Source organism: Coprobacillus cateniformis, assembly GCF_009767585.1.
Classification (GTDB): domain Bacteria; phylum Bacillota_I; class Bacilli_A; order Erysipelotrichales; family Coprobacillaceae; genus Coprobacillus; species Coprobacillus cateniformis.
In genome coordinates, this window is record NZ_WSNW01000001.1 from 3,447,757 (window position 1) to 3,474,108 (window position 26,352).

The 26,352-nt window shown below is 30.8% G+C and carries 29 protein-coding genes, 1 riboswitch and 1 other annotated feature; of the genes, 2 read left to right on the forward strand and 27 right to left on the reverse strand.

All coding sequences use genetic code 11. The features are described from left to right. Nucleotides 1–93: 93 nt before the first annotated feature. From GQF29_RS17100 to GQF29_RS17150, 11 genes are all read right to left on the reverse strand, one after another. Nucleotides 94–594, reverse strand: coding sequence for a GyrI-like domain-containing protein (locus GQF29_RS17100; RefSeq protein WP_008789600.1), 501 nt, complete (start codon nucleotides 592–594; stop codon nucleotides 94–96). Nucleotides 595–746: 152 nt separating this feature from the next. Next, nucleotides 747–1,283: a hypothetical protein gene (locus tag GQF29_RS17105; RefSeq protein WP_008789599.1), complete on the reverse strand. Its 537-nt coding sequence runs from the start codon at nucleotides 1,281–1,283 to the stop codon at nucleotides 747–749. Between the two features lie 152 nt (nucleotides 1,284–1,435). After that, nucleotides 1,436–1,675, reverse strand: coding sequence for a helix-turn-helix domain-containing protein (locus tag GQF29_RS17110; RefSeq protein WP_008789598.1), 240 nt, complete (start codon nucleotides 1,673–1,675; stop codon nucleotides 1,436–1,438). 169 nt (nucleotides 1,676–1,844) lie between these two features. After that, the gene (locus tag GQF29_RS17115; RefSeq protein WP_008789597.1) at nucleotides 1,845–2,546 is read right to left on the reverse strand and encodes a transglutaminase-like domain-containing protein; all 702 of its coding nucleotides are present in this window, start codon (nucleotides 2,544–2,546) and stop codon (nucleotides 1,845–1,847) included. Nucleotides 2,547–2,678: 132 nt separating this feature from the next. Beyond that, nucleotides 2,679–3,308 (reverse strand): CatB-related O-acetyltransferase, encoded by a 630-nt coding sequence (locus tag GQF29_RS17120; protein ID WP_008789596.1) that lies wholly within the window; start codon nucleotides 3,306–3,308, stop codon nucleotides 2,679–2,681. A gap of 298 nt (nucleotides 3,309–3,606) precedes the next feature. After that, a complete protein-coding gene (gene rlmD, locus GQF29_RS17125) occupies nucleotides 3,607–4,746 on the reverse strand; it encodes a 23S rRNA (uracil(1939)-C(5))-methyltransferase RlmD (protein WP_008789595.1) in 1,140 nt (379 codons plus the stop codon). 200 nt (nucleotides 4,747–4,946) lie between these two features. Further along, nucleotides 4,947–5,031, reverse strand: a riboswitch (cyclic di-GMP riboswitch). A 44-nt stretch (nucleotides 5,032–5,075) separates the two neighbouring features. After that, on the reverse strand, nucleotides 5,076–6,509 hold the full coding sequence (gene pepD, locus GQF29_RS17130) for a beta-Ala-His dipeptidase (protein ID WP_008789594.1): 1,434 nt from the start codon (nucleotides 6,507–6,509) through the stop codon (nucleotides 5,076–5,078). Between the two features lie 12 nt (nucleotides 6,510–6,521). Continuing rightward, nucleotides 6,522–6,770 carry a Smr/MutS family protein gene (locus tag GQF29_RS17135; RefSeq protein WP_008789593.1) on the reverse strand — a complete coding sequence of 83 codons (249 nt, stop codon included), beginning with the start codon at nucleotides 6,768–6,770 and terminating at the stop codon, nucleotides 6,522–6,524. Nucleotides 6,771–6,800: 30 nt separating this feature from the next. After that, complete coding sequence (locus GQF29_RS17140; protein ID WP_008789592.1) at nucleotides 6,801–8,129, reverse strand: MATE family efflux transporter; 1,329 nt, start codon at nucleotides 8,127–8,129, stop codon at nucleotides 6,801–6,803. A 39-nt stretch (nucleotides 8,130–8,168) separates the two neighbouring features. Continuing rightward, nucleotides 8,169–8,822 (reverse strand): 16S rRNA pseudouridine(516) synthase, encoded by a 654-nt coding sequence (locus GQF29_RS17145; protein ID WP_236916458.1) that lies wholly within the window; start codon nucleotides 8,820–8,822, stop codon nucleotides 8,169–8,171. A gap of 40 nt (nucleotides 8,823–8,862) precedes the next feature. Further along, on the reverse strand, nucleotides 8,863–9,147 hold the full coding sequence (locus tag GQF29_RS17150; protein WP_008789590.1) for a hypothetical protein: 285 nt from the start codon (nucleotides 9,145–9,147) through the stop codon (nucleotides 8,863–8,865). A gap of 104 nt (nucleotides 9,148–9,251) precedes the next feature. On the opposite strand from GQF29_RS17150, the gene GQF29_RS17155 reads away from it, so the two are divergent. Both GQF29_RS17155 and GQF29_RS17160 read left to right on the forward strand, forming a co-directional pair. Continuing rightward, complete coding sequence (locus tag GQF29_RS17155; protein WP_008789589.1) at nucleotides 9,252–10,001, forward strand: MurR/RpiR family transcriptional regulator; 750 nt, start codon at nucleotides 9,252–9,254, stop codon at nucleotides 9,999–10,001. 137 nt (nucleotides 10,002–10,138) lie between these two features. Further along, a complete protein-coding gene (locus tag GQF29_RS17160) occupies nucleotides 10,139–10,822 on the forward strand; it encodes a phosphoribosylaminoimidazolesuccinocarboxamide synthase (RefSeq protein WP_008789588.1) in 684 nt (227 codons plus the stop codon). Between the two features lie 131 nt (nucleotides 10,823–10,953). Here GQF29_RS17160 and GQF29_RS17165 read toward each other — a convergent pair whose 3' ends face one another. The 16 genes from GQF29_RS17165 to GQF29_RS17240 all read right to left on the reverse strand — a co-directional run bounded on the left by GQF29_RS17165 (nucleotide 10,954) and on the right by GQF29_RS17240 (nucleotide 26,215). Further along, nucleotides 10,954–11,742, reverse strand: coding sequence for an ABC transporter ATP-binding protein (locus GQF29_RS17165; RefSeq protein ID WP_008789587.1), 789 nt, complete (start codon nucleotides 11,740–11,742; stop codon nucleotides 10,954–10,956). Next, nucleotides 11,742–12,599 carry an ABC transporter permease gene (locus GQF29_RS17170; RefSeq protein ID WP_008789586.1) on the reverse strand — a complete coding sequence of 286 codons (858 nt, stop codon included), beginning with the start codon at nucleotides 12,597–12,599 and terminating at the stop codon, nucleotides 11,742–11,744. The genes GQF29_RS17165 and GQF29_RS17170 overlap by 1 nt, the downstream gene beginning before the upstream one ends. A gap of 11 nt (nucleotides 12,600–12,610) precedes the next feature. After that, nucleotides 12,611–13,606: an ABC transporter substrate-binding protein gene (locus GQF29_RS17175; protein ID WP_008789585.1), complete on the reverse strand. Its 996-nt coding sequence runs from the start codon at nucleotides 13,604–13,606 to the stop codon at nucleotides 12,611–12,613. A gap of 121 nt (nucleotides 13,607–13,727) precedes the next feature. Then, nucleotides 13,728–13,960, reverse strand: a binding site (T-box leader). 437 nt (nucleotides 13,961–14,397) lie between these two features. Next, on the reverse strand, nucleotides 14,398–14,802 hold the full coding sequence (locus GQF29_RS17180; RefSeq protein ID WP_008789584.1) for a prepilin-type N-terminal cleavage/methylation domain-containing protein: 405 nt from the start codon (nucleotides 14,800–14,802) through the stop codon (nucleotides 14,398–14,400). Nucleotides 14,803–14,817: 15 nt separating this feature from the next. Continuing rightward, nucleotides 14,818–15,864 carry a type IV pilus twitching motility protein PilT gene (locus GQF29_RS17185; RefSeq protein WP_008789583.1) on the reverse strand — a complete coding sequence of 349 codons (1,047 nt, stop codon included), beginning with the start codon at nucleotides 15,862–15,864 and terminating at the stop codon, nucleotides 14,818–14,820. Between the two features lie 10 nt (nucleotides 15,865–15,874). Continuing rightward, nucleotides 15,875–17,548 (reverse strand): GspE/PulE family protein, encoded by a 1,674-nt coding sequence (locus tag GQF29_RS17190; RefSeq protein ID WP_008789582.1) that lies wholly within the window; start codon nucleotides 17,546–17,548, stop codon nucleotides 15,875–15,877. Between the two features lie 15 nt (nucleotides 17,549–17,563). After that, complete coding sequence (locus GQF29_RS17195; protein ID WP_008789581.1) at nucleotides 17,564–19,027, reverse strand: prepilin-type N-terminal cleavage/methylation domain-containing protein; 1,464 nt, start codon at nucleotides 19,025–19,027, stop codon at nucleotides 17,564–17,566. 21 nt (nucleotides 19,028–19,048) lie between these two features. Beyond that, on the reverse strand, nucleotides 19,049–20,005 hold the full coding sequence (locus GQF29_RS17200) for a pilus assembly FimT family protein (RefSeq protein ID WP_008789580.1): 957 nt from the start codon (nucleotides 20,003–20,005) through the stop codon (nucleotides 19,049–19,051). Beyond that, nucleotides 19,989–20,450: a hypothetical protein gene (locus GQF29_RS17205; protein WP_008789579.1), complete on the reverse strand. Its 462-nt coding sequence runs from the start codon at nucleotides 20,448–20,450 to the stop codon at nucleotides 19,989–19,991. Before GQF29_RS17205 ends, GQF29_RS17200 begins: the two co-directional genes overlap by 17 nt. Nucleotides 20,451–20,464: 14 nt before the next feature. Continuing rightward, a complete protein-coding gene (locus tag GQF29_RS17210; RefSeq protein WP_017143722.1) occupies nucleotides 20,465–21,067 on the reverse strand; it encodes a hypothetical protein in 603 nt (200 codons plus the stop codon). Between the two features lies 1 nt (nucleotide 21,068). Then, on the reverse strand, nucleotides 21,069–21,716 hold the full coding sequence (locus GQF29_RS17215; protein ID WP_008789577.1) for a hypothetical protein: 648 nt from the start codon (nucleotides 21,714–21,716) through the stop codon (nucleotides 21,069–21,071). A 10-nt stretch (nucleotides 21,717–21,726) separates the two neighbouring features. Continuing rightward, a complete protein-coding gene (gene pilM, locus GQF29_RS17220; protein ID WP_008789576.1) occupies nucleotides 21,727–22,629 on the reverse strand; it encodes a type IV pilus biogenesis protein PilM in 903 nt (300 codons plus the stop codon). 12 nt (nucleotides 22,630–22,641) lie between these two features. After that, entirely contained in the window at nucleotides 22,642–23,832 is a 1,191-nt protein-coding gene (locus tag GQF29_RS17225) for a type II secretion system F family protein (RefSeq protein WP_008789575.1), read from the reverse strand. Between the two features lie 18 nt (nucleotides 23,833–23,850). Continuing rightward, a complete protein-coding gene (locus tag GQF29_RS17230) occupies nucleotides 23,851–24,636 on the reverse strand; it encodes a prepilin peptidase (RefSeq protein WP_008789574.1) in 786 nt (261 codons plus the stop codon). 54 nt (nucleotides 24,637–24,690) lie between these two features. Continuing rightward, nucleotides 24,691–25,155 carry a prepilin-type N-terminal cleavage/methylation domain-containing protein gene (locus tag GQF29_RS17235; protein ID WP_236916459.1) on the reverse strand — a complete coding sequence of 155 codons (465 nt, stop codon included), beginning with the start codon at nucleotides 25,153–25,155 and terminating at the stop codon, nucleotides 24,691–24,693. A gap of 202 nt (nucleotides 25,156–25,357) precedes the next feature. Beyond that, a complete protein-coding gene (locus GQF29_RS17240) occupies nucleotides 25,358–26,215 on the reverse strand; it encodes a DMT family transporter (RefSeq protein ID WP_008789572.1) in 858 nt (285 codons plus the stop codon). Nucleotides 26,216–26,352 lie beyond the last annotated feature (137 nt).

Below are 26,352 nucleotides of genomic sequence, written 5' to 3' on the forward strand. Positions count from 1 at the left end.
AACTGTCATTTTCAATAATAAATATATTTATATTTCTTTATAATAAAAATATGAAAACAGGCAAATGATGTATTTGAACATCACTCGCCTATTTTATTTTTCAGTCACGCCAATCCATATCTCAACAATCCCATCTTGACCATAATACTGAATATCTGGTGCTCCTGATTTCATTCGCCCAGTTATATATCCTGAATTCAATGGTTTGTATCGAGACTTTGGTAACCATTTTGTAATGGCCTGAACCTCTGTTTTTCCTATTGTTTCAATAGTACAAGGAAAAACTGCCCATGTCATAGCAGGTACTATATAACTATCTAATTCATTATCAATTGTCATATGACTTGAGACAGCAATATAATAATCAAATTTATGAGAATCATCTTCATATGTATTATAAACACTTATCCCAAACAATCCAAATGGTTCTTGATTCATCATAGGCATTAATGTGCTTTGAAAATCTTTTTCTTTGAACTCGTTCCATAACAAAGGAATTTCTTTTCTTCCCTTTTTTCTTTTATTTGTTGTATGTAAACAATAACCAATAACTCTAAAACTTTCTCTTTGTTCAATTCTAAATGGTACGTTCATATCTTTTCCTCCTTAATATAAAATGATTATAAAAGAAAATGATATTTTTGTCCTCTTTATTTATGCCAAAAAAGAAGAGGTTATATATTTGTCAAATTCATGAATTTTTTTATCATAATTTTCAGTAAAAAGCACTTCTGGTTGCTTTTTGATCAAATTCTGACATACAATATCTTCTTAAGTATACTCAAAGTTCTCTTTTCAAAATCATGCATAGTAATAATTTGACTCCCTTGATTTATTTTGTTTTTTAGATATTTTTTAACAAAATAAAAGAATTGAGCAAAAAATATATTACGTCTTACAGGATTGTTATCAAATAAGCTAAGAAGGGATTCTTGCTCATATCCGTTATTAAAATACAAAGATAATGCCGAATATCCAAATGTTATATCAGCGGCAAAAAAAGGATTTACTTTTACACATGCTAATTCATCAAATAACCAAATCGCTTCAAATATTGCTGCATCTCTTTTTTGAGGACTAGTTCTATAATATTGAGTATCTTCATTATTTAATTTATCAATATAATCAATGAATTGATCAATTGGTAAATATTTAACAGTATAAACATCATCTAAAGTCGCATAACCAAGATAATAATTATTAGATTCATTTTTAGGTAACAAACTTAATAATACTTCATCTTTTAATAATTCTTCTTTAGTAACGATATGATTATGAATCACCTAATCATTACAAATCAAATCTTTCGACTCAAGTAGTTAATAAAGAATTTGATGATTTTATACAACAATTAAGCATATTAGATAAAATTAAAAATGATGATGAAAAAGACATGTCTGAAGATACATGTCCAATTGATTTATTATAGTAAGTTTTATTTCTTTTTAGACTTCTTAGGATGCTCATATTTAATTAACTCGTCAACTGTACAGTCTAAATAAAAACAAAGTTTTGCAATTAAATTTGCGTCTATTCGTTGAAATTGATTACGACAATATTTATTAAAGTTTGGTCGAGGTAAATCTAAGTCTTTACAAATTTTATTTTTACTTATCCCTGCTTTCTCTAAAAGCTCTTCAATATTCATTTTTACAACTCCATAATCACTGTCCATTCGTTTTACCTCCATTGTATGTATTATTATATAGGAAAAATGACTTTACCATAATTTTCTATCCAAGACTTTCTGAAATTATCAATTTCTTTCATAATTTCTTGTCTTCATTTTAATAATGTTACTATGCCTTCAGTTGTAATTGTTCAATTATTTAATAACTGCTCTACTATTTATGATTTCTAATCTTTTTCACATTTCTATTCATGAGATGTCTGCCTAAATATCTATATAAAATTGTCTTCACTTTTGATAAATCCTGATGATGAACTTTTAACAGATCATCTGGACAATCATAAATCCCAAAATCTTGATTAATTCCTTCACTTTGGATATATGTATTATTTTTGTTCCAATCAATAATTGGATTTTGAAAATCAGTAACTGCCACACCATAGCCACAAAAAGCGCCTGTACATGATGAATTGAGTTTTTGTAATTGATTCAAATATAATTTATCCAAAATAAATCCTTCTAATTCATACCAAGAGCCATCATAATAAATTTCAACCCAACTATGAAATACATTCAAAGGAGCATTTTTATAAACAAAGCCAGTCATTGCACCTTTTTGCAACTTTTTATCAATTGTAAAGCCATGAATTCGACAAGGTATTTGGCATCCTCGCAATAATGCCATAAAAAGTGTTCCCTTTGTATTGCATTGTCCATACCCATCGGACAAGACACGAGATGCTGTCACATTATCATTTATATTGTATCCAAACAAAATATCATCACGAACAAAATTATAGATTTCAAGAATTCGATGAAATTCATCTAAATGCTTCCACCCTTTTCTTTCTATAAGTTCTTGAATTGATTTATTTGAATAATTTAACATTGGTGTTTCTTGTAAATAATTTTTCATTTTTGTTTTCCTTCCAATATCTTATCTTTTTGATTGCACCGAATTATTCTACTATATATTTCTATCATGTACAATATAATTCATCCACAAGCATCTAAAAAAGCATGGTTCATAAAGAATCATGCTTAGATATTATTTTAATTTATCAATAGAACCAGATTGAATATCATTTATATGTTTTCTGATTTCATCTATCGACCAATCCCACCACTTCATTTTAAGCAATGAAGAAATGATTTTCTCTGGAAAACGTTTTTTAATGACTTTAGCAGGAACTCCACCTACAATACAGTAAGGCGGAACATCTTTTGTTACAACTGCACGTGAACCAATTATCGCCCCATCCCCAATAGTCACGCCTGCTAAAATAATAGCTTCAAATCCTATCCAAACATCATTTCCAATAACAATATCACCTTTATGATCCCATGATGTTGAAACATCTTTGATATTTAAATTCCATTCTTCAAAAAACAAGGGAAAAGGATATGTTGATAATGATGACATTGTATGATTGGCACTATTTAATAAAAACTTTGCCCCACATGCGATAGAACAGAACTTGCCAATAACAAGAGTATCATGATTAATGGGATAATGATATAAAACATTATTTTTTTCAAATAATCTAGGATCATTAACAAAATCATTATATATTGTATAATCCCCAACTCTAATGTTAGGATGAGTAATAACATTCTGTAAATATATTGTTTCTTTATCTCCTGAACGGGGATATACTTTCATTTCTGGAATAGCCATAAAATCCTCCTATAATTATATTAAATATCTGTAACTATTCCAGAAATTACACTACAGTGCCTCATTCTAACCACCTCTTTTATGATGAGTATACAAACTCTACTATTAGTATAACATAAACATTCTTCACAAGAAAGTGAATAATTATTTCCATAATTGTAACTATATTTTCACTTTCTGCTTTTCATATCCTCTATTTATTTAGGTTTTATTCTGTCAGCTTTTATATAAACATATATGAAAAGACCTATTTTTAGGTCTTCAAAACAATATATTCAATTGAAAAGGTTAAATAACATTATTTTTGATTCATACCTTTTGTTAGGCATATAACTGTTTCAATTGCTTGTGTTTGTGGAAACATATCAAACGGATAAATATCTTGAGTTTGATATCCAATATCCCAAAACCATTGTAAATCTCTAGCCTGAGTAACTGGATCACATGAAACATAAATAACTTGCTGAGGTTGCAGAATATGAATGGCTTGAACAAATTCTTTTGTACTTCCCGCTCGAGGCGGATCCATAATCACACAATCAATTTGAGTACGTTGATTTGCCATATCTTTCATAAATTCAGTAGCATCCTGATTATAAAAATGAATATTATTAATCTTATTCATTTTTGCATTATTCACAGCATCCTTATAGGCTTCTTGATTCAGTTCCACACCAATCACCTGACTCACTCGACTGGCAATCATCATTCCAATTGTTCCAATTCCACAATAGGTATCTAAAACAGTTTGATTTTCTTTCACCTCTAACAAATCGCTAACCTTTTGATAAAGTCTTGTACACTGTTCATGATTAATCTGATAAAAAGATTGAGCAGATATCTTAAAAGTTAAACCACACAATTCATCAACAATAAAACCTTTTCCATATAGAACTTTTTCTTGTTGAGATAAAACAATACTCGTTTGTCGTTTGTTGACATTTAACACAACTGTTTTAACACTTGGACAAGTTTTCACCAATTCACTGCAAAAATTCTTAGAGCCTTTAAACATTGGCTCAGTAACCACCAAAGCTACTAAAGTTTGATTTGTTTGAACTGCCCTTCTAATTAATACATGTTTTAAAAACCCCTTATGTCTTTGGTGATCATAAATTGAAGTTCTATATTTTTTTAACAAAGATTGTATTTTTAATAAAATATGATGTGTTTCCTGATCATGTAACATACATTGTTGAATTGGAACAATCCGATGCGAACCTTCTTCATACAAACCATATTCATATCTTTGATTAAAAGCAATAATAACTTTATTACGATATTCAAATGGATTTTGCATACCTATAACAGAATGTACTTGAACAGGAAATTTTTGAAATAATTTCTGACAATATTTTTGTTTTTTGATGAGTTGTTGGGAATAATCCATATCTAGATATTGACAACTCCCACATCGTTGACTCATTTGACATTTCATATATTTTCCTTCTCTCTTTGACTAAGATTTTTTCTTATTTTTTAAATAAAAAAGTAAAAGCATTGCTGCTCTTACTTTCGTTTTCATACAAGACGATTGAAAGGGATGAGCGTCTTTGAAATGAATAATAACATATCCATGTATGAAAACAATATGCAAACCAGATATAATTTCATATACCCTTTCCAATACAAATGTTGATTGGCAACTGGCTGTCATTCTCATATGAGATTAGACCCTATAGCTTTGCGTCACTATTTTTCAATAGTTTTGCTATTTACATATCTGGGCACATTGTAACATTTTTCAATAAATTTGTATAGTCTGAATTATAAAGTTTCAATAAATGAAACAAGCAATTGGTAGGTTTTGAGAAAAGATTCTAATTCTAATTTTTCATCTGGAGTATGAATATCGGACATATTTGGCCCCATTGTTACAATATCTAATTCAGGGATTTTCCCTTTCAAAACACCTGTTTCCAATCCTCCATGAGTTGCAACCTCTTTTAATTTGAGACCAGTATATTGCTGATAAAAAGCTTGAAATTGACTCCTTAATTGAGAACTTGGATCGTAATCCCAACCCGGATAATCTCCTGACACCTTAACATAAGCATTATATAAAGAGGCAATTAATTCTAATTGTAAAGACAGCTCTACGCGAATACTCTGTAATGGTGAACGAATAGAATAATCTATAGTCACACAATCATCATGAGTACGAACAACTCCCATATTTAATGACACTGTTGTTAAACCAGCAATAACTTGTGACTTTTCTATCATACCATTAGGTGCTAAATACATAATTGAAATAATAGCCTCACTATCTCGTGAACATATACACACTGGACATTCTTCTTCATGAATAGTGATAGAAACACCTGGATCACTCATTTCTAATTCTTTATAGATATCATTCTGATAGGCTTGAACCAATTCATAAAGTGATTTAAAAGGATTAGAACTTGCAAAAGCCACAGTACATTCTCTTGGAATTGCATTGTTTTTTAATCCACCAGTTATATCGATTAAACGAATGTCCATACCTTCTTTTAAGAAATGGTATAAAACTCTAGCAGCAATTTTATTAGCATTTCCTCTGCCTTTATCAATACACTCTCCAGAATGACCACCTAAGAGCCCTCTAACTTCTAAAACATATACTGGAGAATCATTATCTTCACCCGTTATCTGTTTCGTAATCATCAAATCATTTCCACCAGAAGATGATGTACATGTCTCACCTTCTGTTTCACTATCTAAACCAATCATTCTTTTAGCAGATAATTGAGTTTCATCTACTCCAAATGCACCAAATAATCCTACCTCTTCTTGCACTGTAAAAACACATTCTAGAGGCGGATGCTTTAAAGAATCATCAGTTAAAATTGCTAACATGTAACAAACCCCATAACCATCATCAGCACCTAAAGTTGTTCCATTGGCATGTAAAAATCCATCTTCAATATACAAATCAAGTGGATCATTTTCAAAATCATGCTGGCAGTCATTATTCTTCTCATTGACCATATCTATGTGAGCCTGTAACATGAGTGGAACATGACTTTCATAACCATGACTTGCATCTTTATAAACAATCACATTATTCATTTCATCTCTAAAACAGCGCAAATTATGCTCTCTCGCAACAGATTCTATATAATCAGCAATCCTTTGCTCATTATAAGAACCATGAGGAATCTTTGCGATTTCTTCAAAATAATTAAAAATTGGAATACTTGTATCTAAAACAGCCATTTCTTATCCTCCTTATATTAATGTCCGCAATATCAATTCAGTAATACCAGAATTCATTGACAATTCTACTCTCATAATCTTAGGATGACTGCGATATTCTCTACGAATCATATCACGTAAAACTGTTCCATTATGATAACCATGAATAATTCTGATTATATATGTCCCCCTAGTCGCTTTTTTTAAGGCAGCATTTATAGTTGTTTTTGCTTGAAATTGATTCATACCATGAACATCAATTTCCATTATTCCTGAATTCATATCATCACCTACACTTTATTATATCAACTCTTATACAAGTTGTCTATTCATCCACTTTCCGCTTTGATAACGCCAAACAAAGAAAATGCAACGTACACCCCAATCAACAAACATAGCTATCCAAACACCCAATAACCCCATATTCATATATTGTCCTAATACATAACTCAAACAGAATCGAAAGATCCACATAGAAAGTGCTGAAACAATCATTGTATATTTGGCATCATTCGCTGCCCTTAAGGCATTGGGGAATGTAAACGATAATGGCCAAATCGTTATTGCTATGAGTCCATGTAAGAAAATACACTGGTATGCTAAATCGGTTGTCTCTCTAGATAGAGAATAAAATGGTAAAATCAATGGGGTCGCCATTAAAAGAATAGCAATCAAGATAAACATGGATAAATAAGTAATTTTCATTAGTTTTTTGATATAATATCTTGCTTGATCATATTGATTTGCTCCCGCACACTGTCCTACAACAGTCACCATAGCTAATCCCATTGCCATACCAGGGATAATCTGCATTTGAGCTAAATTATTTGAAACTGCATTAGCTGCAATTGAATAGGTCCCAAACGTCGCTATCAAACTTTGGACAAGAATTTTTCCAAATTGAAACATACCATTTTCTAACCCAGATGGTACTCCTATAGAAAGAATCTTACGAATATAAATTCTATCAAATGACCAATGTTTAAAATCTTCAATGCGAAGTTCGTTATCTGAATGTGATAATACATATAAGATGACACAACATGCGATAGCACGTGCAATCAAAGTTGCCAAAACCGCTCCAAAAACACCCCATTGAAATCCATAAATAAAAACCGCATTTAAAACAATATTAATAACATTCATAATAGCACTATTAACCATTGAAATTTTTGAATTCCCAGTCGCTCTAAAAAGTGCTGCTCCTGAATTATATAATGCAATAAATGGATATGATATAGCTGAAAATAAAAAATAAATTTCTGCATTTTTCATCACATCAATATCTACATCTCCAAAAATCAAATGCAATAGTGTTCCATTAACAGCAATCACAACAAGCATAATGATTGCTGATAGAATAGCAGTAATCATTATGAGTTGCTTAGCTGAATAACGAGCTCTTTCATGTGATCCCTGTCCTATAAATTGAGCAGCTACAACTGCTCCGCCAGTTCCCAAAGCAGCAAAAATATTAATTAATAAAATATTAATTCCATCTACTAAAGAAACTGCTGAAACAGCAGCTTCGCCAACATTGGACACCATAATTGTATCTGCAAAACCAACTGTTACTGCTAATAACTGTTCAATAACAAGTGGAATAATTAATTTTTTTAAATCTTGATTTGTAAACATCATAAAACCATCTCCTCATATGGTTTTATTATATACCTAACTTTATTGACAAACTAATTCTTTCAATTTTTGAAATTCATCTTGATTCAATTGACGATATTCTCCATAACCTAAAGAAGCATCTAATACAAGACCGGCAAATGCAATTCTCTTGAGGTCAACAACCTCATTTTGGCAAGATAAAAACATCTTTTTTACCTGATGATATTTTCCTTCGTGGAGAGTCAAATAACATTGATGAGTATTTATAAGTTCTAATTGAGCTGGCAGACAACATATATCTTGATCTATCACTATTCCCATTTCAAACCTATATATAGAATTCTCATCAATTGGAAAACGGGTCGTTACCAAATATGTTTTTGGCTGATGATTTTGTGGTAATAATAAGGCTTTGACAATAGATTTATCATTTGTTAAAAGTAAAAAACCAGTTGTATCCTTATCTAATCTACCAACACAGATGCAATCATTTCTTTCAATTAAATCAACAACACACAAATGATTTTTATCATAATTAGCACAAATATAACCTTTAGGCTTGTTCATCATATAATAAACAAAAGGCTGAGAGTGAATTGCTTTTCCAAATACATTAATTTTATCATCATCATGAACGACGTAGCGATGATCATTTATAACTTGATTATTGACCTCAACAAATCCATGTTTGATTAATGTTCTACACTCATTCATATTCCCCAAATTATTTTTCATTAAAATAGAATATAGTGGTTTAATGTGAATTCCTCCCTCTCCAACAATCATTTGATCGTATATTATCATTATTCTTAATCAGAACATAAACTTGACTTCCTCTTTTATATTGAGGATTTTTTTCCAAAATATCCTGTAAAACAGATAAACGTTTATGGCCATCTAAGCATAGATACTTATTATCCTTAATAATAAGTTGTATTGGAAAAGAAAAACCAATTCTCATAACAGAATCATATAGATTCTGGTCATAATCACGATATTGATAATTAATTTGTGATATATCAACTTTAATAATCCGCATAAGTCCACCTCATTGTCTGCATTATAACATTTTTTTCTGAAAAGAAAAATATTTATCTTTTCACTTTTATTCATGATATAATAAAGAATAAGGGAGGTCATCACATGAATATCTTATTAAGTCGTATACTTACATATTTGAATGGTACTTTATTTCATGATTTTCATTATAAAATTTGCACATTTATCATCTTTCATTATTTAGAAATAGAAGATATGAGCGAAGAAGAATTCTTACATAAAGGATGTTTTAAGAAAGAACAGCTCTACTCTTTTATATCTTTGCTAGGATTTGAAACTTATGAAGACTTTAGACAAACATTGATCAATCATTATCAAACACGATTAAATCAAATTCGTGTCAGAATGGTTGGCGTTGATAGTCGTGATTTGATTAGAAATATGGACAAAGATTGTACTGATGAAGAAATGGAAAAAACGATTAGTGACATTTGTAAAAAATTATATCATGCAAAAAGAATTGTTGTTTTTGGTGCATTGTATCCAATTTCAATTGCGATTGAATTGCAAACAGACATGATTACATTTGGAAAGCCATTTATTCAATATCATAGTTATGATCCAATTGTTCTAGATGAAAAAGATGTTGCTATAGTGATTAGTGCAACAGGACGATATCTAGAAGGATTTAAGAAATCGAGAACAGATGTTCATATTGACAAGGCTCAACAAATTCTGATTACACAAAATAAAAAATATACACGAACAGAAGCAACAAATAATTGCAAAGTGATTTATGTTCCTGGCAAATTTGATAGTATTAATTTCAATTATCAAATCATGACTATCTGTGATTTAATCCGTTTACATTATTTTCAACAATATTATTTATAAGAAGCTGAGCTTCTTTTTTTGTTATTAATGAAAATTTTTTATCAAATGATAAATTTTTCCAAAAATATTAACAAAGAAAGTAGAAATCTTTTGAAAAAGTGATATAATGATTACGTTATTCAAGATGGAGGTATAAGATGAAGAAAACATATGAAGGTAAAACAAAAGATGTATTTGAATTAGACAACGGAAATGTTATGTTAAAATTTAAAGATGACTGTACTGGTAAAGACGGTGTCTTTGATCCAGGTGAAAATGCAGTTGGTTTAACAATTGATGGAATTGGAAAAGCAAATCTTGAAACATCAGTTCACTTCTTTGAAATTTTAAAAGATGCTGGTGTTAAGACACATTATGTGAGTGCAGATGTTGACAATGCAACAATGGAAGTTCTTCCAGCAAAAGTATTTGGAAAAGGATTAGAAGTTATCTGCCGTTTAGTTGCTACAGGAAGTTTTATTCGCCGTTATGGTTCATTAATTGAAGATGGTACCGAATTACCTGGTGGTTTAGTTGAATGTACTTTAAAAGATGATGACAATGGAGATCCATTAATTACAAAAGATGCTTTGGTTGCATTAAATGTAATGTCCGCTGCTCAATATGATAGTTTAAAAGAACAAACATTAAAAATCACTCAAATTGTTGCTGATGATTTAAAATCAAAAGGATTAAAACTTTATGATATTAAATTTGAATTCGGTTATAATAATGATGAAGTTATCTTAATTGATGAAATTGCATCAGGAAATATGCGTGTGTACAAAGATGGTAAAATTGTTGAACCTGTTGATTTAACAAACTTTATCTTAGAAAAATAAATGATACCCCACTTTATGTGGGGTATTTTATTTGAGATAAACGCTCCTTTTGTTTCGTTGTCTTTACTCTATAAATACAAAAGTTATTGCCTTTAATAAGCAATAACATTTCATATAAATTATAAAAGTTTTTATTGTTTTAAGAATATACGATCATTATAGTCATGAGTAGAAGAAGAATACAAATGAATTAACTCTTCAACACTCATCTTTTCTCTTTTATCACCTTCAATAACAGCTATAACTTGTCCATCTTTCATAATCATAGTTTTGTTTCCATATTTAAGAGCATCTTCCATATTATGAGTAATCATCAAAGTTGTAATTTGATGTTCTTCAACAAGTCGTGAAGAAATTTCCAGTACCTTTTGAGCTGTTTTAGGATCTAATGCAGCAGTATGTTCATCCAGCAATAAAAGTTCAGGTTTTACATATGTCGCCATGAGCAATGTCAATGCTTGTCGCTGCCCTCCTGAAAGTGTACCCACTTTCATGTCTAGTCTTTCTTCTAAACCAAGATTTAGTTCAGCAAGCGCTTGTTTCATTTCCTGCTTATGCTTATGAGAAAACAATGTTAAACGAAAATGCTGACCGCGTTGTGATGCTAAAGATAAGTTTTCCTCAATTGTCATTGAAGGTGCAGTTCCTTTTAATGGGTCTTGAAACAATCTACCAATAAAACGTGAACGTTTATATTCTGGCATGTGACTTAAATCTTGACCATTTAAGATAACTTGTCCCTCTGTGGCCTCTACAGCTCCTGAGATTGTTTGAAAAAGAGTTGATTTACCTGCCCCATTACTACCAATAATTGTTACAAAATCACCTTTCTCTAATTCGAGATTCACATGAGAAAGAGCAATTTTTTCATTAACTGTTCCCTGATTAAAAACAACTGAAATATTCTTCAATTCTAACATTATGAGCGCCTCCTTTTCATATTAGCTGATGCAATAGCAATAACTACCAAAACAGCTGATAAAAGTTTTAAGTCTCCTGAAGGCAACCCTAGCTGTAAGGCGACTGTTAATACAGCACGATAAAAAATAGCACCAAAAACCACTGCTACCAATTGAAAAACAACCTTATCATTCTTGATAAAAGTCATCCCAACAATGATGCTAGCCAAGCCAATGACCATCATACCAGTCCCGCTATTAATATCAGCAAAAGTTTGATGTTGAGCAAAGATAGCTCCAGCCATTGAGACAAATCCATTAGCTAAAGACAAGCCAAGTATTTTCATTTTATTTGTATCAATTGAACTTGCACGAACCATGTCCTCATTATCACCACAAGCTCGTAATGCTAACCCTAATTGTGTTCTTAAGAAATAATGAAGACAAAAACAAATGAGCAATACAATAATTAAAATGATAATGACTTTATGATAGGGATCGAATGATTCAAATGTAGTGAACAATGTACGATATTCAAATAAAGAAATATTAGGTGAGTCATCCATAATCCTTAAATTCAGAGAATAAAGACCTGTCATTGTTAAAATCCCTGCCAATAATGGCATAATCTTAAACTTTGTAATTAACAAACCTGTCACAAGTCCAGCAATACATCCTGCAAAAAATGCAGCAATCATACCAATTAGTGGCATTGCATGAACTGTAAATATTGCACTTACTGCACATCCTAATGTGAAACTTCCATCAACTGTTAAATCTGGTAAATTTAATATTTTATAGCTTATATAAAGACCAAGGGACATAATCGCAAATATGCCCCCAAGTTCTAATGCTCCTAAAATGATCGTTAAATTCATATCCTCAACTCCTATTTTATCATTGATAATGATTTATCATTTTTGATACTTTCTGGTAATTCAATACCTAATTGATTTAAAACACTTTGATTGACATAAATATTTAAATTATCTTTAAATACTTTTACTGGAATATCTTCAATTTTTGTTCCTTTTAAAACTTTGTCAACCATATTAGCTGTTTCTTTTCCTAGTTCTTCATAATTAATACCAACACTTAAAAATCCACCATCCTGAACCATTGAATCAGCACCAACATATAAAGGAATCTTTGCTTTTGCACAAGCTGTTCCCACAACATTCATTGCACTTGCAACAGTATTATCATTTGGAGCAAATACAGCATCACACTTACTTGTTAAGACATCAATAGCTGTTTGTACTTCATTAACATTTGTGACTGTAGCTTCTATCAATTCAATATTCTTGCTCTTCGCATATGTTTTTGCTTTTTGTATATTTGTTACTGAATTCGCTTCACCTTTATTATAAATAACTCCTAACTTTTTAAGATTTGGATTAATTTGTAATGCTCTTTCCAAAATCAGTTCAACCTGAATTTCATCACTTGTTCCAGTAATATTCTTATCTGGTTTTTCTAACGAATTTGTTAACTTAGCTCCAACTGGATCACTAACTGCTGAAAAGATAATGGGTGTATCTATTGATAATTTAGCAGCTGCTTGAGCCACAGGAGTTGCAATAGCCATCACAACGTCTGGATTCTGTGCTTTAAATTCCTGTATAATACTGGCCGCTGTGTTGTTATCCCCTTGTGCATTCTTGAAGACATATTCAATATTCTTACCCTCTTCATATCCTAATTCTTTCATTTGTTTATCAAAAGAACTCTTAATTGTATTTAATGAAGTATGTTCTACCAATTGTATAATAGCCACTTTCTTTATGTCTTTTACATTTGTAGATGCATCATTGCTCCCACATCCTACCAACATATTTGCAGCTAACCCTGCAGCAAATAAACCTTTAATTAATTTTGTTTTCATTTTCTTCTTCTCCTTTTTTATTTTGTTTTTTAAATTATAAGGAGCTACACCATCGATTCATTTTCATATTTTTTATTCCTCCCCCTCTTGTTAGCATATAAATAAAAAACACCTATCCTCTCAAAAGGACAGATGTATATATCTGCGGTACCACCTTTATTGGTTCATTGAACCCACTCTGTAAAATGCTAACACATTTTTGCTTGATAACGTAAGCCAACGTCTCAGGATACTTGTTACCGTTCCCCTTCGCCCTCGCAGGTCCATTTACTTAACTGCCATTACCTAGTTTCCACCACCCTAAGCTCTCTACAAATACATTTTTAAGTTTTATCTCCCACTCATCGGTTTTCTTGTCTATAATTTACCATAACTACAATATGATGTCAATATTAAAATGTTACATATTTTCATTTTTTCCTAAATATATGTACATTATTTCTTTTTTTATTAAATATAACATTTTTTTAAACCAAATATTCTATAGTTCCTATCATATGTAATTGAATAATACATTCTATCTTGACATTAAAATCACCTTTACCAGAAGTATGAGAGGATTGGTCTGCTGTAACCTTCAAAATAAATATATTTCATAACTGGAATTGTTTATCCTGCCATATCAGCTGTGATTTTTTTGTCAGTAATTAAAAACTGAGATCTATTGACACTTTCTTTAGGTTGCAACTTCACTACTTGCCATAAAAAAGATGCAGTATCAAAGCCTATGTTCTTAAGCACATTATTGATTTTTTCATCATAACCAACAACATCAATATTTGTTTATCCCGCTAGAGACTATTATCTATTACACATTGATTCGTTTCCTTTGTATAAATAACTATAGTAGAATGATTATATTGATATTTCATATAAGTGACATTTCCATCTTCATAGCGTAAACTTTGAATAACTCCAACTCCATTTGCCTTTGAAACATATAACGACAATAATGTGCTGTCTGTTTCTGTATATGTTCCAGAATGAGATAAATATTTACCCTCCAATGACAAACGATCAGAATGTGCACCACTCCTTGCTTGACTCAAAACAGCCTCGGCTTCATTTAAGATTTTCTTTTCTTGAATATTATCCATATAACTTAAAGAAATAGGTACAACAATAGCCATCAAAACTGCTAAAAGTGTTATTGTCACAATCACTTCTATTAATGTAAATCCTTTTATGTTTTTCATGGCTATTCCCCTCCTTTATATCATTTGTTGAAGTTCTGAAACATTATCAGAATATTGAAGTGCTGCATCCTTTGTAATTACGCCTTGTCTCATTAATGATGCAAGACACATGTTTAAAGACTGCATTCCCAAATTCATTCCAGTTTGTATTAAACTATTAATTTGATGTCCTTTATTTTCACGAATCAGATTTTGAACAGCTGGTGTAGCAAGCATGATTTCCAAAGCTGCAACTCGTGAATTTCCGTTTGCTGTTGGTATTAATTGCTGTGTTACAACTGCATTAAGTACACCAGATAACTGTGTACGAATTTGTTCTTGTTTATGAGGTGGGAAAACATCTACAATACGGTCAATTGTCTTTGCCGCTCCAATCGTATGCAAAGTCGAAAAAACAAGATGTCCGGTTTCTGCTAATGTCATTACAGCTTGAATTGTTTCATAGTCACGCATTTCACCAACTAAAATAACATCCGGATCTTCTCTCAGTGCACTTTTTAATGCCATGTCAAATGATTCAACATCAAATTCAACCTCTCTTTGATGGATGAGTGCCTGTTCTTGATTATAAACATATTCAATAGGGTCTTCTATCGTTAAAATATGACATTTTCTATTTTGATTAATTTCATTAATCATTGCAGCTAGAGTTGTTGATTTTCCTGAGCCAGTTGGCCCAGTTAACAAAACCAATCCTCTATTTTCTTGAGTTAATTGCCTAAGCACAGGTGGAAGGTGAAGTTCATCCAAGGAACGGATACGCTCATAAATAATTCTTAGTGCAGCACATAACTGCCCTCTTTCTTTGTAGACATTAACTCTGTAACGATTCATATTCTCAACATAAACCAAATCAATATCCTTACCTTGTTCTAATTTTTCTTTCTGAGAAATACTCAGCATTGATAAAATCATAGCAACAACATCATCAACTGAATATGAATGCTCATACGGATATAGTATTCCATTATTTCTAATCATAATATTGTTTTGTCCACCTAAATGAACATCAGAATAGTTATTCTCTCTTGCTACATGTAATATATCATTTAATGATTGCATTTCATTTCACCTATCTTTCATAATAAGAGATCTTTAATAATTCACTCACAGTTGTTTTACCATCCTCAACCAATTTCAAAGTCTCATCAAATAAAGAACGATAATTTTGATGTTGACGAACATAATCAGAAATATCACTAATATCTACTTTTTCACTAATCATCTTACGGATTGTCTTATCAATAACAATCATTTCATGAATGGCAACTCGTCCTCTATAACCTGTATGATGACAAGCAGGACACCCATCACCCTTATAAACATACTCAATTTTCTTGCCAAGAATACGACAATCATCCTCACTTGTTGCGACTTTCTTAGCACAATTAGGACATACTTTTTTTACCAATCGTTGTGCAACAATCCCAACAACGCTATTAGATACCATATAAGGTTCTATTCCCATATCTTCCAATCTCACAATTGTACTAATAGCATCATTAGTATGTAAAGTTGATACAACCAGATGCCCAGTAATAGCAGCTCGTACAGAAATAGAAGCTGTCTCAGCATCACGTGTTTCCCCTACCATAATAATATCAGGATCCTGTCGCAAAATAGCTCTTAAACCACTCTCAAATGTTAACCCAGCAACATTATTAACCTGCATTTGATTAATACGATCTAAAGTCTTTTCTACAGGATCTTCAATTGTTAAGATATTTACATCCTTTTTTGCAAGTTTCTCCATAATCATATACAAAGTTGTTGTTTTTCCAGAACCGGTTGGTCCAGTTACATAAATAATTCCATTTGGATTGTCCATCATCATCTTCATTTTATGATAATTCTCTTCATTCATCCCAAAATGGTTGGCATAATCAATAGGCGTATGAGAATTAAGATATCTTAATACAATCTTTTCACCATGAACAGTTGGAACAATAGATACACGAAGATTCATTTTCTCACCGTTAATAGTAATTACAAAATGCCCATCTTGAGGAATTCTTTTTTCAGAAATATCAAGGTTTGCTAAAATCTTTGTTCTTACTACCAATGCATTATGAATATTTCTTTGAAGTTTCATTGATTCAATGAGCATTCCATCAATTCTCATACGAACAACAGTTTCGTTTTGAAATGGTTCAATATGAATATCAGAAACATTAGTATTGAATCCATTTGTCAACAAAGAATTCAATAACTTTACAACTGGTGTATCATCTGTTTCACTATCAAAGATTTCTTCATCTGATATTTGAAACTGATTTGTCTGTGTATTTGCGACCTCTGCAGCTGTTTTTGCACGTACCTGCGAATAATAATAGGAAATAGCATCATTTATTGACTGTGCAGTTGTCAAAGCAATTGATAAATCCATACCAGTAACCAAACGAATATCTTCAAAGCCATAAAAATTCATCGGATCACTTGTTATTACATTCAAAATATTCCCATTTATCTCATAAGCAAGTATATTATACTTCATAGCCAAAGGCTCTGGTATTTTCCCAACTGCCTCTGTATCAATATTGATATTATTTAAATTGACAAACGGCTCTCCTAACTTTACAGAGAGAGCCTGCAAAGTTTGTTCTTCGCTCACAAATCCTAAATCAATAAGATGTTGTCCTAACCTCTTACTACGATCTTGTTTTTGAGCATCAAGAGCCTGTTGCAATTGTTCTTCATTAATATATCCCTGCTCTTTTAAAACCTCACCAATTGGTATCATTTTCATACACATCACCACTTTCTAATATAGTTTCTTCCAAACAAATTGATTTGTAAAGTTAAATTCCCCACCAGGATTCAAATAATTACTATATAACAAATCATCAGTATATTGACTGCCTAGTTTATTTTTAATATTCTGTATTGTTTGTTCTGTTAAAATATCCATCTGCACTTCAAAATGACTCTTTAATGCACCATTATTAGCAACTGATAAAACACTATCACCTACAACATATGCACTATTTTCATCATAATCAATTTTGATTTCTTGCCATCCAAAAAAACCATTCGATTTTTCACCTGGTTTGGCATCATTATTAAAAACACGATAATAATAATGATAATAATCTCCTGTTACAACTTGATCCTTAATTTTTACGAAATCTGTCGCCTTGGTAGGCGTTTCATTATAAAAAACATGATATGAGTTATTATTTTCAGGAATATAAGTAGGAATCTTATCCAAATCTATATTATTTAATTTTGATATAACTGTCTTTTTATCATATGCAACATACTCATTATCAGGTATATTATAAACTGTTTCTTGAGCAACTTCTTTAGAAATTTCTTCCCATTGCTTATTCCATTGATCAGTAGGCTTAGCATTCCAACTCGCATCAACTATTCTCCTGTAATACTTCCCCTCAAAAATAATAACATCTCCAATACTATACCGACTCTGTTCTGTCCATTCAGAAGTTAATCTCTTCCAAAAACTTGATGATGTTCCAGGAACATCAGAACCACTATTTGTTGTGGCATTGTACATCCACCAATATCCATTATGAAAAACTCTATCACCAAATCGATAAAAGTATGAAGTCGAATAAAACCATCTATTCGTTCCTAAAGCCATTGATAATAATTGATCATGAACTGTCCCATCTCCCTCTTTTGGATTTTCAATAACAGGTTCAGTATACTTTTTGTTGTAAAATAACCAATACCCATTATAAGACAACTCATAATAATCAGCTGTATATAATGCTTGTTTTTGAATATCTTCACTGACTGACAAGTTCATAAACATGACCGTATCTCTACTGCTATAAACATTCTCTTTATGGTAATCTAAAAGACTATATTTCATATCAATACGTTGTTTATTTTCATAATCCCCTTTAATATAGACAGATAAAATATCAGAATTATAAAACTCCTCACCAAATACCTTTTGCCCATCATGATAAAGATAGCCATCTTTGATATAGATATAATGCCAATTATTATCTTTTTGATAATTAGGTGCATACTGACTATCCTCTTTTACAAAACGAACATCTGTAGAATAAATGATTTCCCCTCTTATAAAATCAATAGTTGAATCAATTTTACGTTTATTTAAATCTGTCTCAACAGTTGTGCCCATAAACTTTGTAGAAGAAAGAATCATTGAACCCGCAATCAATAAAACAATTGATGCAATAGCAATAGACACAATTATTTCTATAAGAGTAAAACCATGTCTATTCTTTCTCATTACTATCGCCTCCTTATTTTTTTATACAACTTTACCAAAATAAAGTTCTGTTGATTGATCAGTAACAAAGTTCAATTGCTGAATTGAATCAAATGAATATTCTTTATTGTTAATTTTTACCTTTTTATTCATTAACTCAGCCTCTAATGCTTCTATTCCAATTAACTTGCCATCATTGTCAAAATCTAAATAAGCAACTTTGCTATTATCAGTACTATAATTTAAAATCAAACTTCTGGTTCCAATTTTCTTAACAAAACCATAAACTTTGACTTTGTTTTCACTTAGTATTGAGTCACCATCGATGCAAAACCATTTTATTTCATATGATGATCCCTTTAACCACTCTAAATAATCATTTTCAAATATAATATTTTCTAATTGTAACTGAGAAATATCAGGACTATTTACCAGATATTTACCAACAGCATTTCCAAAGATAAAACTGTCCATTGTTTTATCGACGGATTCAGCAACAGAACCAATTGAATCAAAATAAAATTCTTTATTAATTTGAGTCAATTCTTTATAAGACTTAGGTAGAACAGAAAGAGCACTATTGAGAACATAAAAATCCGCATCATAACATTCTGTTGGCTGCACTGGCTCTTCTTGAATTATAGAAGGTAACAGCTGTGCTTGGGTTTTAGGAATCAATTTATGTAATTGAATATCAAAAGGGTTTTTCGTTGTAACACTATCTTTCACAAATTCTTTTGTCATAGCAATAGTATGAGTAGAACCATTAGCAAAAACAATTGTCATATTTTTTTCATTACTCTCTTTAATGACATTTTCATTTTCTGATATGAGATCATTATATAGGGTATTTGTTGTTGTCTTAATCAATGAACCTTCTGAAGCTATTATAGATACATTATAAAAACCTACTAAAAACATAGTTCCAGCTACAGCAATTATTGCAAATGTGACAAGCGATTCAATCAGTGTAAAACCTTTACTATTCAGACTCTTCATGAAACTCATCTCCAATCTGTGAATACACTTTTTTATACCAAATATTTTTATGTTTTTGCATTGTAAGTTGGACTTCTTCAGTTTGATGATTATAGATTGATGTCACTTGAATATACAATAAGTTAGAATTAACTTGATCATATTTAATAACAACTGAAATATCTCCCCCAAGACCATCAGGCAAATTTACTTTTGAAATTTCTAGTGGTTGTGATGTAGATTGAGGTAAATAAAATGATGATTGTGACTCAACTGATAATTGTCCAGCAATAGCATCAACAACTGAAATTCCATTTAAATACGCTTGTTTACGTGCATGTTCATAGACTGAACGCTTTTGATAATTAACAGCAATAGCCAAAGCAGTACCTAGAACTATAAAAATGATGAGGACAATGACAATCCCTGTAATAATTGTAGAACCTCTTTCATCATGTCTTTCCATCATTTTCACCTCTTTTATGAATTGGCCATATAAACAACAATTGTTAATGTTGCACTTGTACCTGAACCTTGTGTAGAAGATGAGGTTGTATAAGTGAATTTCGAAATCTCTATACCCTTCATCTTATTTAAAGTATCTATTGTATTCGTAATTTGTACTAATGAACCTGATACAGAAACATTAACTGTTGCTTGTGTAACATATTCTGATGTTTCTTCATCAGTAGGAGTCTGATCTGTTGTGGCAGTTTTAACTGAGGCAGGTTTCACATCAGAGATTGCAAGAGAAACAGGTTTTAAACCATTTGTTAAAAATGCTGTTGTCAATAATTTATCAATCTTTTCATTTGATAATTGAGAATTATATTTATCAATAATCGTTTTTAAACTATTCTTTTTTATTTTTAATTCATCTGGTGCTAATAGATATTTTGAAAGATCACTTTGCTTTGAAGTGTTTAAAGCCAAGGCATTTTGATAAGTTTGATTTAATTCACTACTTTTATCCAATGAAGGTGTAATCAATAGAAACCAGCCACCCACTACAATGAAAAAGCAAATTAATGTATATAACAATTTCTTTTCTCGCTGGGTTAAATGTTCATAGAGTTCTTTCATATTACTGTGCACCCCCATTCAATGTTAGTACCAAACTAAAATTATAATACAATACGACTGTATCAGTAGTGATTTCTTGTCCTGTTAAAGGATTTGTTTCTCCTGTTCCTTGTGAGGTAGTAGAAGAGCCTTGTTGATAACCTGTGTATGTGATTTGAGCATAATCTTCAGAGTTACGTAATATTGTAACATACTTCTCAATATTTTGAACATTACTTGATGTATAAGAGACTGTCATCTCTTTAGAATCCTGATTATATGAAATAGAGTTTAATGTCATTCCAGACAATAACTTCTTTTGTAATTGCAAAATATTTTGCTTATCTATTTTAGATAATCCAGATACATAATTATCAATAGCTTCTAATGAACTATATGTTCCTTGTAAAACAGTCAACTCATTATAAGGTTCTTTATCTGTTGAATCAATTTTAAGTTGTAATTCCTCATTTGAAAGATTCACCTCATCAATTTGCTTTTGCAAATGATAATTACTTATAAACAAATAAAGATAAATAGCTCCAAAAAACACAATTAATGATAAAGGAATTGCAATCAATCTGACAACTTTTGATGACTTTGAAGGACCTTCTTTACGATTGTAGGCCGCAAGTAAATCTAATTCTTTATTTTGAATTTTAGAAAACATAATGACGACCTCACTTTCTTTTCAAATAGCCAATGGGATATGCATAATCATTCACATCAAATTGATGTGTATTATTTTTAACTGCATAGATAGCTTTTGAATTTGGTAATCTTCCTACAGTTAAATTTAATGATAGTCTTACTCTTTCAAACAATTGAATTTCTTCTCCATGTTTTAAACCAAAGAAATAAATATCACTCATTGGTAAGTTTTGATGACTAGAAGAAGCAAATTGTTTAAGTTGTGATATCGCATTAATAACTTCATTCTCAAAATCAGTTGTCCCTCGATTTGCAAAAATACGTGAACGGTTGGTTAAAGCGTATTCATTATTCATAAATAATACACTAATCAAGTTCTGACCATCCACTTGACAAACTGCATATGTTTTATCTAAGAATCCACTTAACTCATTAACCAAGGAAATTAGCACATTAATTGCATAATCAATAGCTATGACTCTAATGCCCACTTCTTCAAAAAGTGTTAGATAACTACCAATAAATTGCCTTTCAACTCCGACACAAAATATTTTACTTGCTCCTTTGGCAGAGTCATCATCACCAAGATAAGCAAAATCATAAACAATATCTTCGCTATTACTATCAATAGCAGACAATTCATCTTTAACAAATTGCAAAATTTCACTTTCACGCATTTTGGGAACACTCGCTGCTTTTGCTAAAATTTTTGCACTATCAACAATTAAACACGTCTCATGAACTCCTCTATCATAAACTGTTTTTAAGCTTCGCTTCATTTCATTTTCATCAATAATCACTCCATTTAACATTGTCCCCTCTTTAAGAGGAATTTGAAAATAATCGACAACTCTTAAAACATCACGTTTAGCTTCAGCAGTCACCACAGAAATATTTTCGTTTGAAATATAAATAACTGTTCCACTTTTCATTTCTCTTTCCTCCTATTTCCCACCAATACTTCCATATAAAGAATAGAGCGGAAGCATGACTGAGACTATAATTGTTCCAATGATAACACCTAATATAATAATCATTAATGGTTGCAATAAAGTAACCATCTTCTCTGTAGCTAATTCGGCTTCATAATCAAAATCATCAGCCACATCCAATAATGTTTGATCCAGTTTACCACTTTCTTCACCAATATAAACTGAACTAGATAACTTTGGATCAAACCCATCAACACTTGAAATGGCTTGACTTAGATTTGTTCCATCTCTAACCTGTTTAATGACTTCATCAAATTGATTCTCAATGTACTTATTATTTATTGTTGCTTTAGCAAGTTCAAGAGAATTCAGCATAGAGACTCCACTCGTATATAAAGAACTCATACTTCTTGCAAAACGTGCAGTATAAATAATACTTGTTAATCTGCCTACTTTTGGACAATGAATCTTAAAGCGGTCCCAAGCAAATTTTACTTTAGGAACCTTAATAGACATTGTGATGAAACATATAAGCACTAAAATCCCAATCAAAAACCATTCCCAATAAGCTGTCATTGCTTTAGAAATGCCAAACATAATTTGTGTAATCAAAGGAATTGGAGTCCCTTCAAAAACATCAAAGAAATTCGGTAAAATCATTGTAAAAACAGCTATAACAACACAAACAGTGACAACTATTAAAATCATTGGATATAGCATTGCACTTTTGACTTTGTTTTGTAACTTATTATCTTTATCAAACTGGACAGATAATTTCATTGCTGTTCTATCCATCATACCCGTTGATTCACTTGCTCTAAACATATTAATCATTAAAGATGGAAACAATTCTCCTTGTGCCTCCAAAGCTGATGATAAAGATAATCCTTGTTGTAATTTCACATAAACATCTTTATAAACTGCTTGAAGCTTAGGATCAGTTGTTCTCTTAGTAATAATATTAATCGTCATAATTAACGAAATACCTGATGATAACATTGTTCCTAACTCTCTACAAAACTCTGATAAATCTTTTAGTTTCATCTTTTTATGCGATTGTTCTTTTATAATTTCCTTAGCCTGTAAAAGATATAAATTATCAGAACGCAATAAAGCGACAAGTTCTTCGCGAGAATTGACCTCCATCTTGCCGTGAAATTTCTTAGAATTTATATCTTTTGCAGTATACTTAAATATCGCCATAACTTGTACTCCTCATCCCTAAAGTCCAAACAAGCTTAAATACCATTTAAACAATTCCTGTCCATATAACAAAGCTACAAATACTCCAAAACAAATATAAGGTCCAAAAGCAATGTGACCTTTTCTATCTATTCTGTGAGTCAGCAATAAATAGCCAGCATAAATTCCAGCTATCAACACAGCAATAAACATTCCTATCAGTACGTTTATCCACCCCATTAATAAACCACTAACTGCTAATAACTTGATATCACCACCACCAAAGCAATCAGGTATTATTAAATTCATAATATATAATGGTACGCTTATTATAAAAAATCCAATTATACGATCCATCAAACTTAAATCTAAAAATGGCACACTTACAATAGCCACTATTAAACAACAAATTACTAAACCATTTGGTATTATCATTGTATCATAATCTATCATACAAATGGTTAATAAAATCATAGAAAATACAAAAGAAATCAATGTCATCCAGTCAATTCCATATCTATAAAAACATAGGACTGCCAAAACTCCACCAACAAACTCAATTGCTGGATATCTTAATGATATTGGTTCTTTACAAAAACGACACTTTCCTCTTAATAAAAACCAACTAAAAACAGGTATCATATCATATGCTTTTAATGTCTTATGACATTTTGGACAAAAACTTCTTCCTTCTACAAAATTCAAACCTAGAGGTAATCGATAGATCACAACATTGATAAAACTTGCAATACATGTCCCCAAAACAAACATATAAACATATAAAAACAATACGATTGGCTCCATTCCTTTCCCCTTTCCACACATTTAATCACTTATAGAATGAAACCCTCTCATTGAGAGGGTTAGACAATCTTTTTATTATCTATATATTTGAACTGAAGAGTTTGGTTCTACTGTAGCAACAGCTTCAGGTTTAGATGGATCTGCTCCAAAATAAACAACATACATAACTGCATTTTCAGGACTTCCAGTTAATTTAGTTCCACCTTCTGCTCCAGTCTTATCAACTGATGTTGGTTTGACCATATAAACATCAACTTGAGAGACTTTTGGTGTGCCACTAACCATTTCATCAACTTTAGCTTCCAAAGTGTCTTTAGTAGTAGAAGCAACATATTCCTTAGTGATTTCAGCTTGTGCAGCAATATAAGCACCTCTTGCTTGTGACATGTATTTAGCATCATCCGCTTCTCCCATATATTTTAATACAGAAGGTACAGCAACTGCCATTAATACAGCCAAAATAACAACAACGACTATGATTTCAATTAACGTAAAACCTTTTTTATTTTTTCTCATTTCTTTTAATTTTTTGATATTCATTCCAATATCCTCCCTTTCATGTCATTATTATATTACAAATATATGTCGTTTGCAAGCATATCAAAGCCCTTTCAAAAGACTTTTATTCCCATATTTTGTCATATTATGTAGTATTCCTAAAATTTATTATCTTACATGAAAGTTGAAAATAAAGAAGTAAAAAAAGAGAACTATCAAAATGATATTATTCTCATAATAAATACTAATTTGTTTTTAATCGACGTTGAGATATAAACATATATAATGTAATCCCAAAAATAATAAAATATCCTATCCAACTATAAATATCTGGTATTTGTTGAAAAACAAAAAAACCAAGAATAGCTGCAAAAACAACTTGAGAGTAATCAAACAATGAAATATCTCGACCAGCGGCATAAGAATAAGCTGCTGTTACTGCAAATTGTCCTCCTGCTGCACATAATCCTGCCAGAAATAAAATTATTAATTGTTCTAAAGTCATAGGATGAAAGTTTAATATAAGATATGGAACAACACTGAGACAAGAAAAAATAGAAAAATAAAAAACAATTTGTGGACCTTTCACACCATTCTTTGATAGTTTTCTAACTAATGTATAAGCAATCCCCGCTCCCATTGCCCCTATTAATGCAACAAAACTTGGGAATAATTGAGTATTATGAAAACTTGGTTTTACAATAAACAATGTTCCTATAAAAGCAATTATAATTGAGAAAATTTGCTTTTTTGAAACATTCTCTTTTAATAGAAAAAATGAAAATATAATTACAAAGAATGGTGCTAATTTCTGAATAATGGATGCATCAGCCAACAGCAAATGATCAACAGCATAAAAATTAGCAATAATTCCAACTGTTCCACATAAAGATCTTAAAAATAATGTTTTTATATTCTTTTTATCAACATGAAAACCATAACCGCTCTTTTTAAGGATTGAAAAAGCAATGATTACAGCAACCAAATTTCTAAAGAAACTTTTCTGAATAGAAGGCAAATCCCCTGAAAGTTTAACAAACATATTCATACCAGCAAAACAAAGTGCTGATAAAACAATCATTAAAATTCCTTTGTTTTTCATAAAATCAACTCCATTGTTTATGAATATACCTTATTTTTCCTTGATTGTCATCTGATATACTTTTTATTTTAAAGATATTTATTTCATTTGTTTTCCTATTTCAAAAGATTTATAATGAATCAAAGGGGTTGATAAAT

Excerpts from the sequence above, each read along its gene's own strand:
- GQF29_RS17190 (WP_008789582.1), bottom strand. The coding sequence starts at position 17,548 with ATGAAAATGATACCAATTGGTGAGGTTTTAAAAGAGCAGGGATATATT.
- GQF29_RS17145 (WP_236916458.1), bottom strand. The coding sequence starts at position 8,822 with ATGAATGAGTGTAGAACATTAATCAAACATGGATTTGTTGAGGTCAAT.
- GQF29_RS17195 (WP_008789581.1), bottom strand. The coding sequence starts at position 19,027 with ATGAGAAAGAATAGACATGGTTTTACTCTTATAGAAATAATTGTGTCT.
- GQF29_RS17215 (WP_008789577.1), bottom strand. The coding sequence starts at position 21,716 with ATGTTTTCTAAAATTCAAAATAAAGAATTAGATTTACTTGCGGCCTAC.
- GQF29_RS17155 (WP_008789589.1), top strand. The coding sequence starts at position 9,252 with ATGAATATCTTATTAAGTCGTATACTTACATATTTGAATGGTACTTTA.
- GQF29_RS17120 (WP_008789596.1), bottom strand. The coding sequence starts at position 3,308 with ATGGCTATTCCAGAAATGAAAGTATATCCCCGTTCAGGAGATAAAGAA.
- GQF29_RS17140 (WP_008789592.1), bottom strand. The coding sequence starts at position 8,129 with ATGATGTTTACAAATCAAGATTTAAAAAAATTAATTATTCCACTTGTT.
- GQF29_RS17150 (WP_008789590.1), bottom strand. The coding sequence starts at position 9,147 with ATGCGGATTATTAAAGTTGATATATCACAAATTAATTATCAATATCGT.
- GQF29_RS17225 (WP_008789575.1), bottom strand. The coding sequence starts at position 23,832 with ATGGCGATATTTAAGTATACTGCAAAAGATATAAATTCTAAGAAATTT.
- GQF29_RS17110 (WP_008789598.1), bottom strand. The coding sequence starts at position 1,675 with ATGGACAGTGATTATGGAGTTGTAAAAATGAATATTGAAGAGCTTTTA.
- pepD (WP_008789594.1), bottom strand. The coding sequence starts at position 6,509 with ATGGCTGTTTTAGATACAAGTATTCCAATTTTTAATTATTTTGAAGAA.
- GQF29_RS17235 (WP_236916459.1), bottom strand. The coding sequence starts at position 25,155 with ATGAATATCAAAAAATTAAAAGAAATGAGAAAAAATAAAAAAGGTTTT.
- rlmD (WP_008789595.1), bottom strand. The coding sequence starts at position 4,746 with ATGAAATGTCAAATGAGTCAACGATGTGGGAGTTGTCAATATCTAGAT.
- GQF29_RS17175 (WP_008789585.1), bottom strand. The coding sequence starts at position 13,606 with ATGAAAACAAAATTAATTAAAGGTTTATTTGCTGCAGGGTTAGCTGCA.
- GQF29_RS17205 (WP_008789579.1), bottom strand. The coding sequence starts at position 20,450 with ATGGAAAGACATGATGAAAGAGGTTCTACAATTATTACAGGGATTGTC.
- GQF29_RS17230 (WP_008789574.1), bottom strand. The coding sequence starts at position 24,636 with ATGTGTGGAAAGGGGAAAGGAATGGAGCCAATCGTATTGTTTTTATAT.
- GQF29_RS17200 (WP_008789580.1), bottom strand. The coding sequence starts at position 20,005 with ATGAAGAGTCTGAATAGTAAAGGTTTTACACTGATTGAATCGCTTGTC.
- GQF29_RS17170 (WP_008789586.1), bottom strand. The coding sequence starts at position 12,599 with ATGAATTTAACGATCATTTTAGGAGCATTAGAACTTGGGGGCATATTT.
- GQF29_RS17135 (WP_008789593.1), bottom strand. The coding sequence starts at position 6,770 with ATGAATTCAGGAATAATGGAAATTGATGTTCATGGTATGAATCAATTT.
- GQF29_RS17210 (WP_017143722.1), bottom strand. The coding sequence starts at position 21,067 with ATGAAAGAACTCTATGAACATTTAACCCAGCGAGAAAAGAAATTGTTA.
- GQF29_RS17180 (WP_008789584.1), bottom strand. The coding sequence starts at position 14,802 with ATGAAAAACATAAAAGGATTTACATTAATAGAAGTGATTGTGACAATA.
- pilM (WP_008789576.1), bottom strand. The coding sequence starts at position 22,629 with ATGAAAAGTGGAACAGTTATTTATATTTCAAACGAAAATATTTCTGTG.
- GQF29_RS17115 (WP_008789597.1), bottom strand. The coding sequence starts at position 2,546 with ATGAAAAATTATTTACAAGAAACACCAATGTTAAATTATTCAAATAAA.
- GQF29_RS17185 (WP_008789583.1), bottom strand. The coding sequence starts at position 15,864 with ATGCAATCATTAAATGATATATTACATGTAGCAAGAGAGAATAACTAT.
- GQF29_RS17160 (WP_008789588.1), top strand. The coding sequence starts at position 10,139 with ATGAAGAAAACATATGAAGGTAAAACAAAAGATGTATTTGAATTAGAC.
- GQF29_RS17165 (WP_008789587.1), bottom strand. The coding sequence starts at position 11,742 with ATGTTAGAATTGAAGAATATTTCAGTTGTTTTTAATCAGGGAACAGTT.
- GQF29_RS17100 (WP_008789600.1), bottom strand. The coding sequence starts at position 594 with ATGAACGTACCATTTAGAATTGAACAAAGAGAAAGTTTTAGAGTTATT.
- GQF29_RS17240 (WP_008789572.1), bottom strand. The coding sequence starts at position 26,215 with ATGAAAAACAAAGGAATTTTAATGATTGTTTTATCAGCACTTTGTTTT.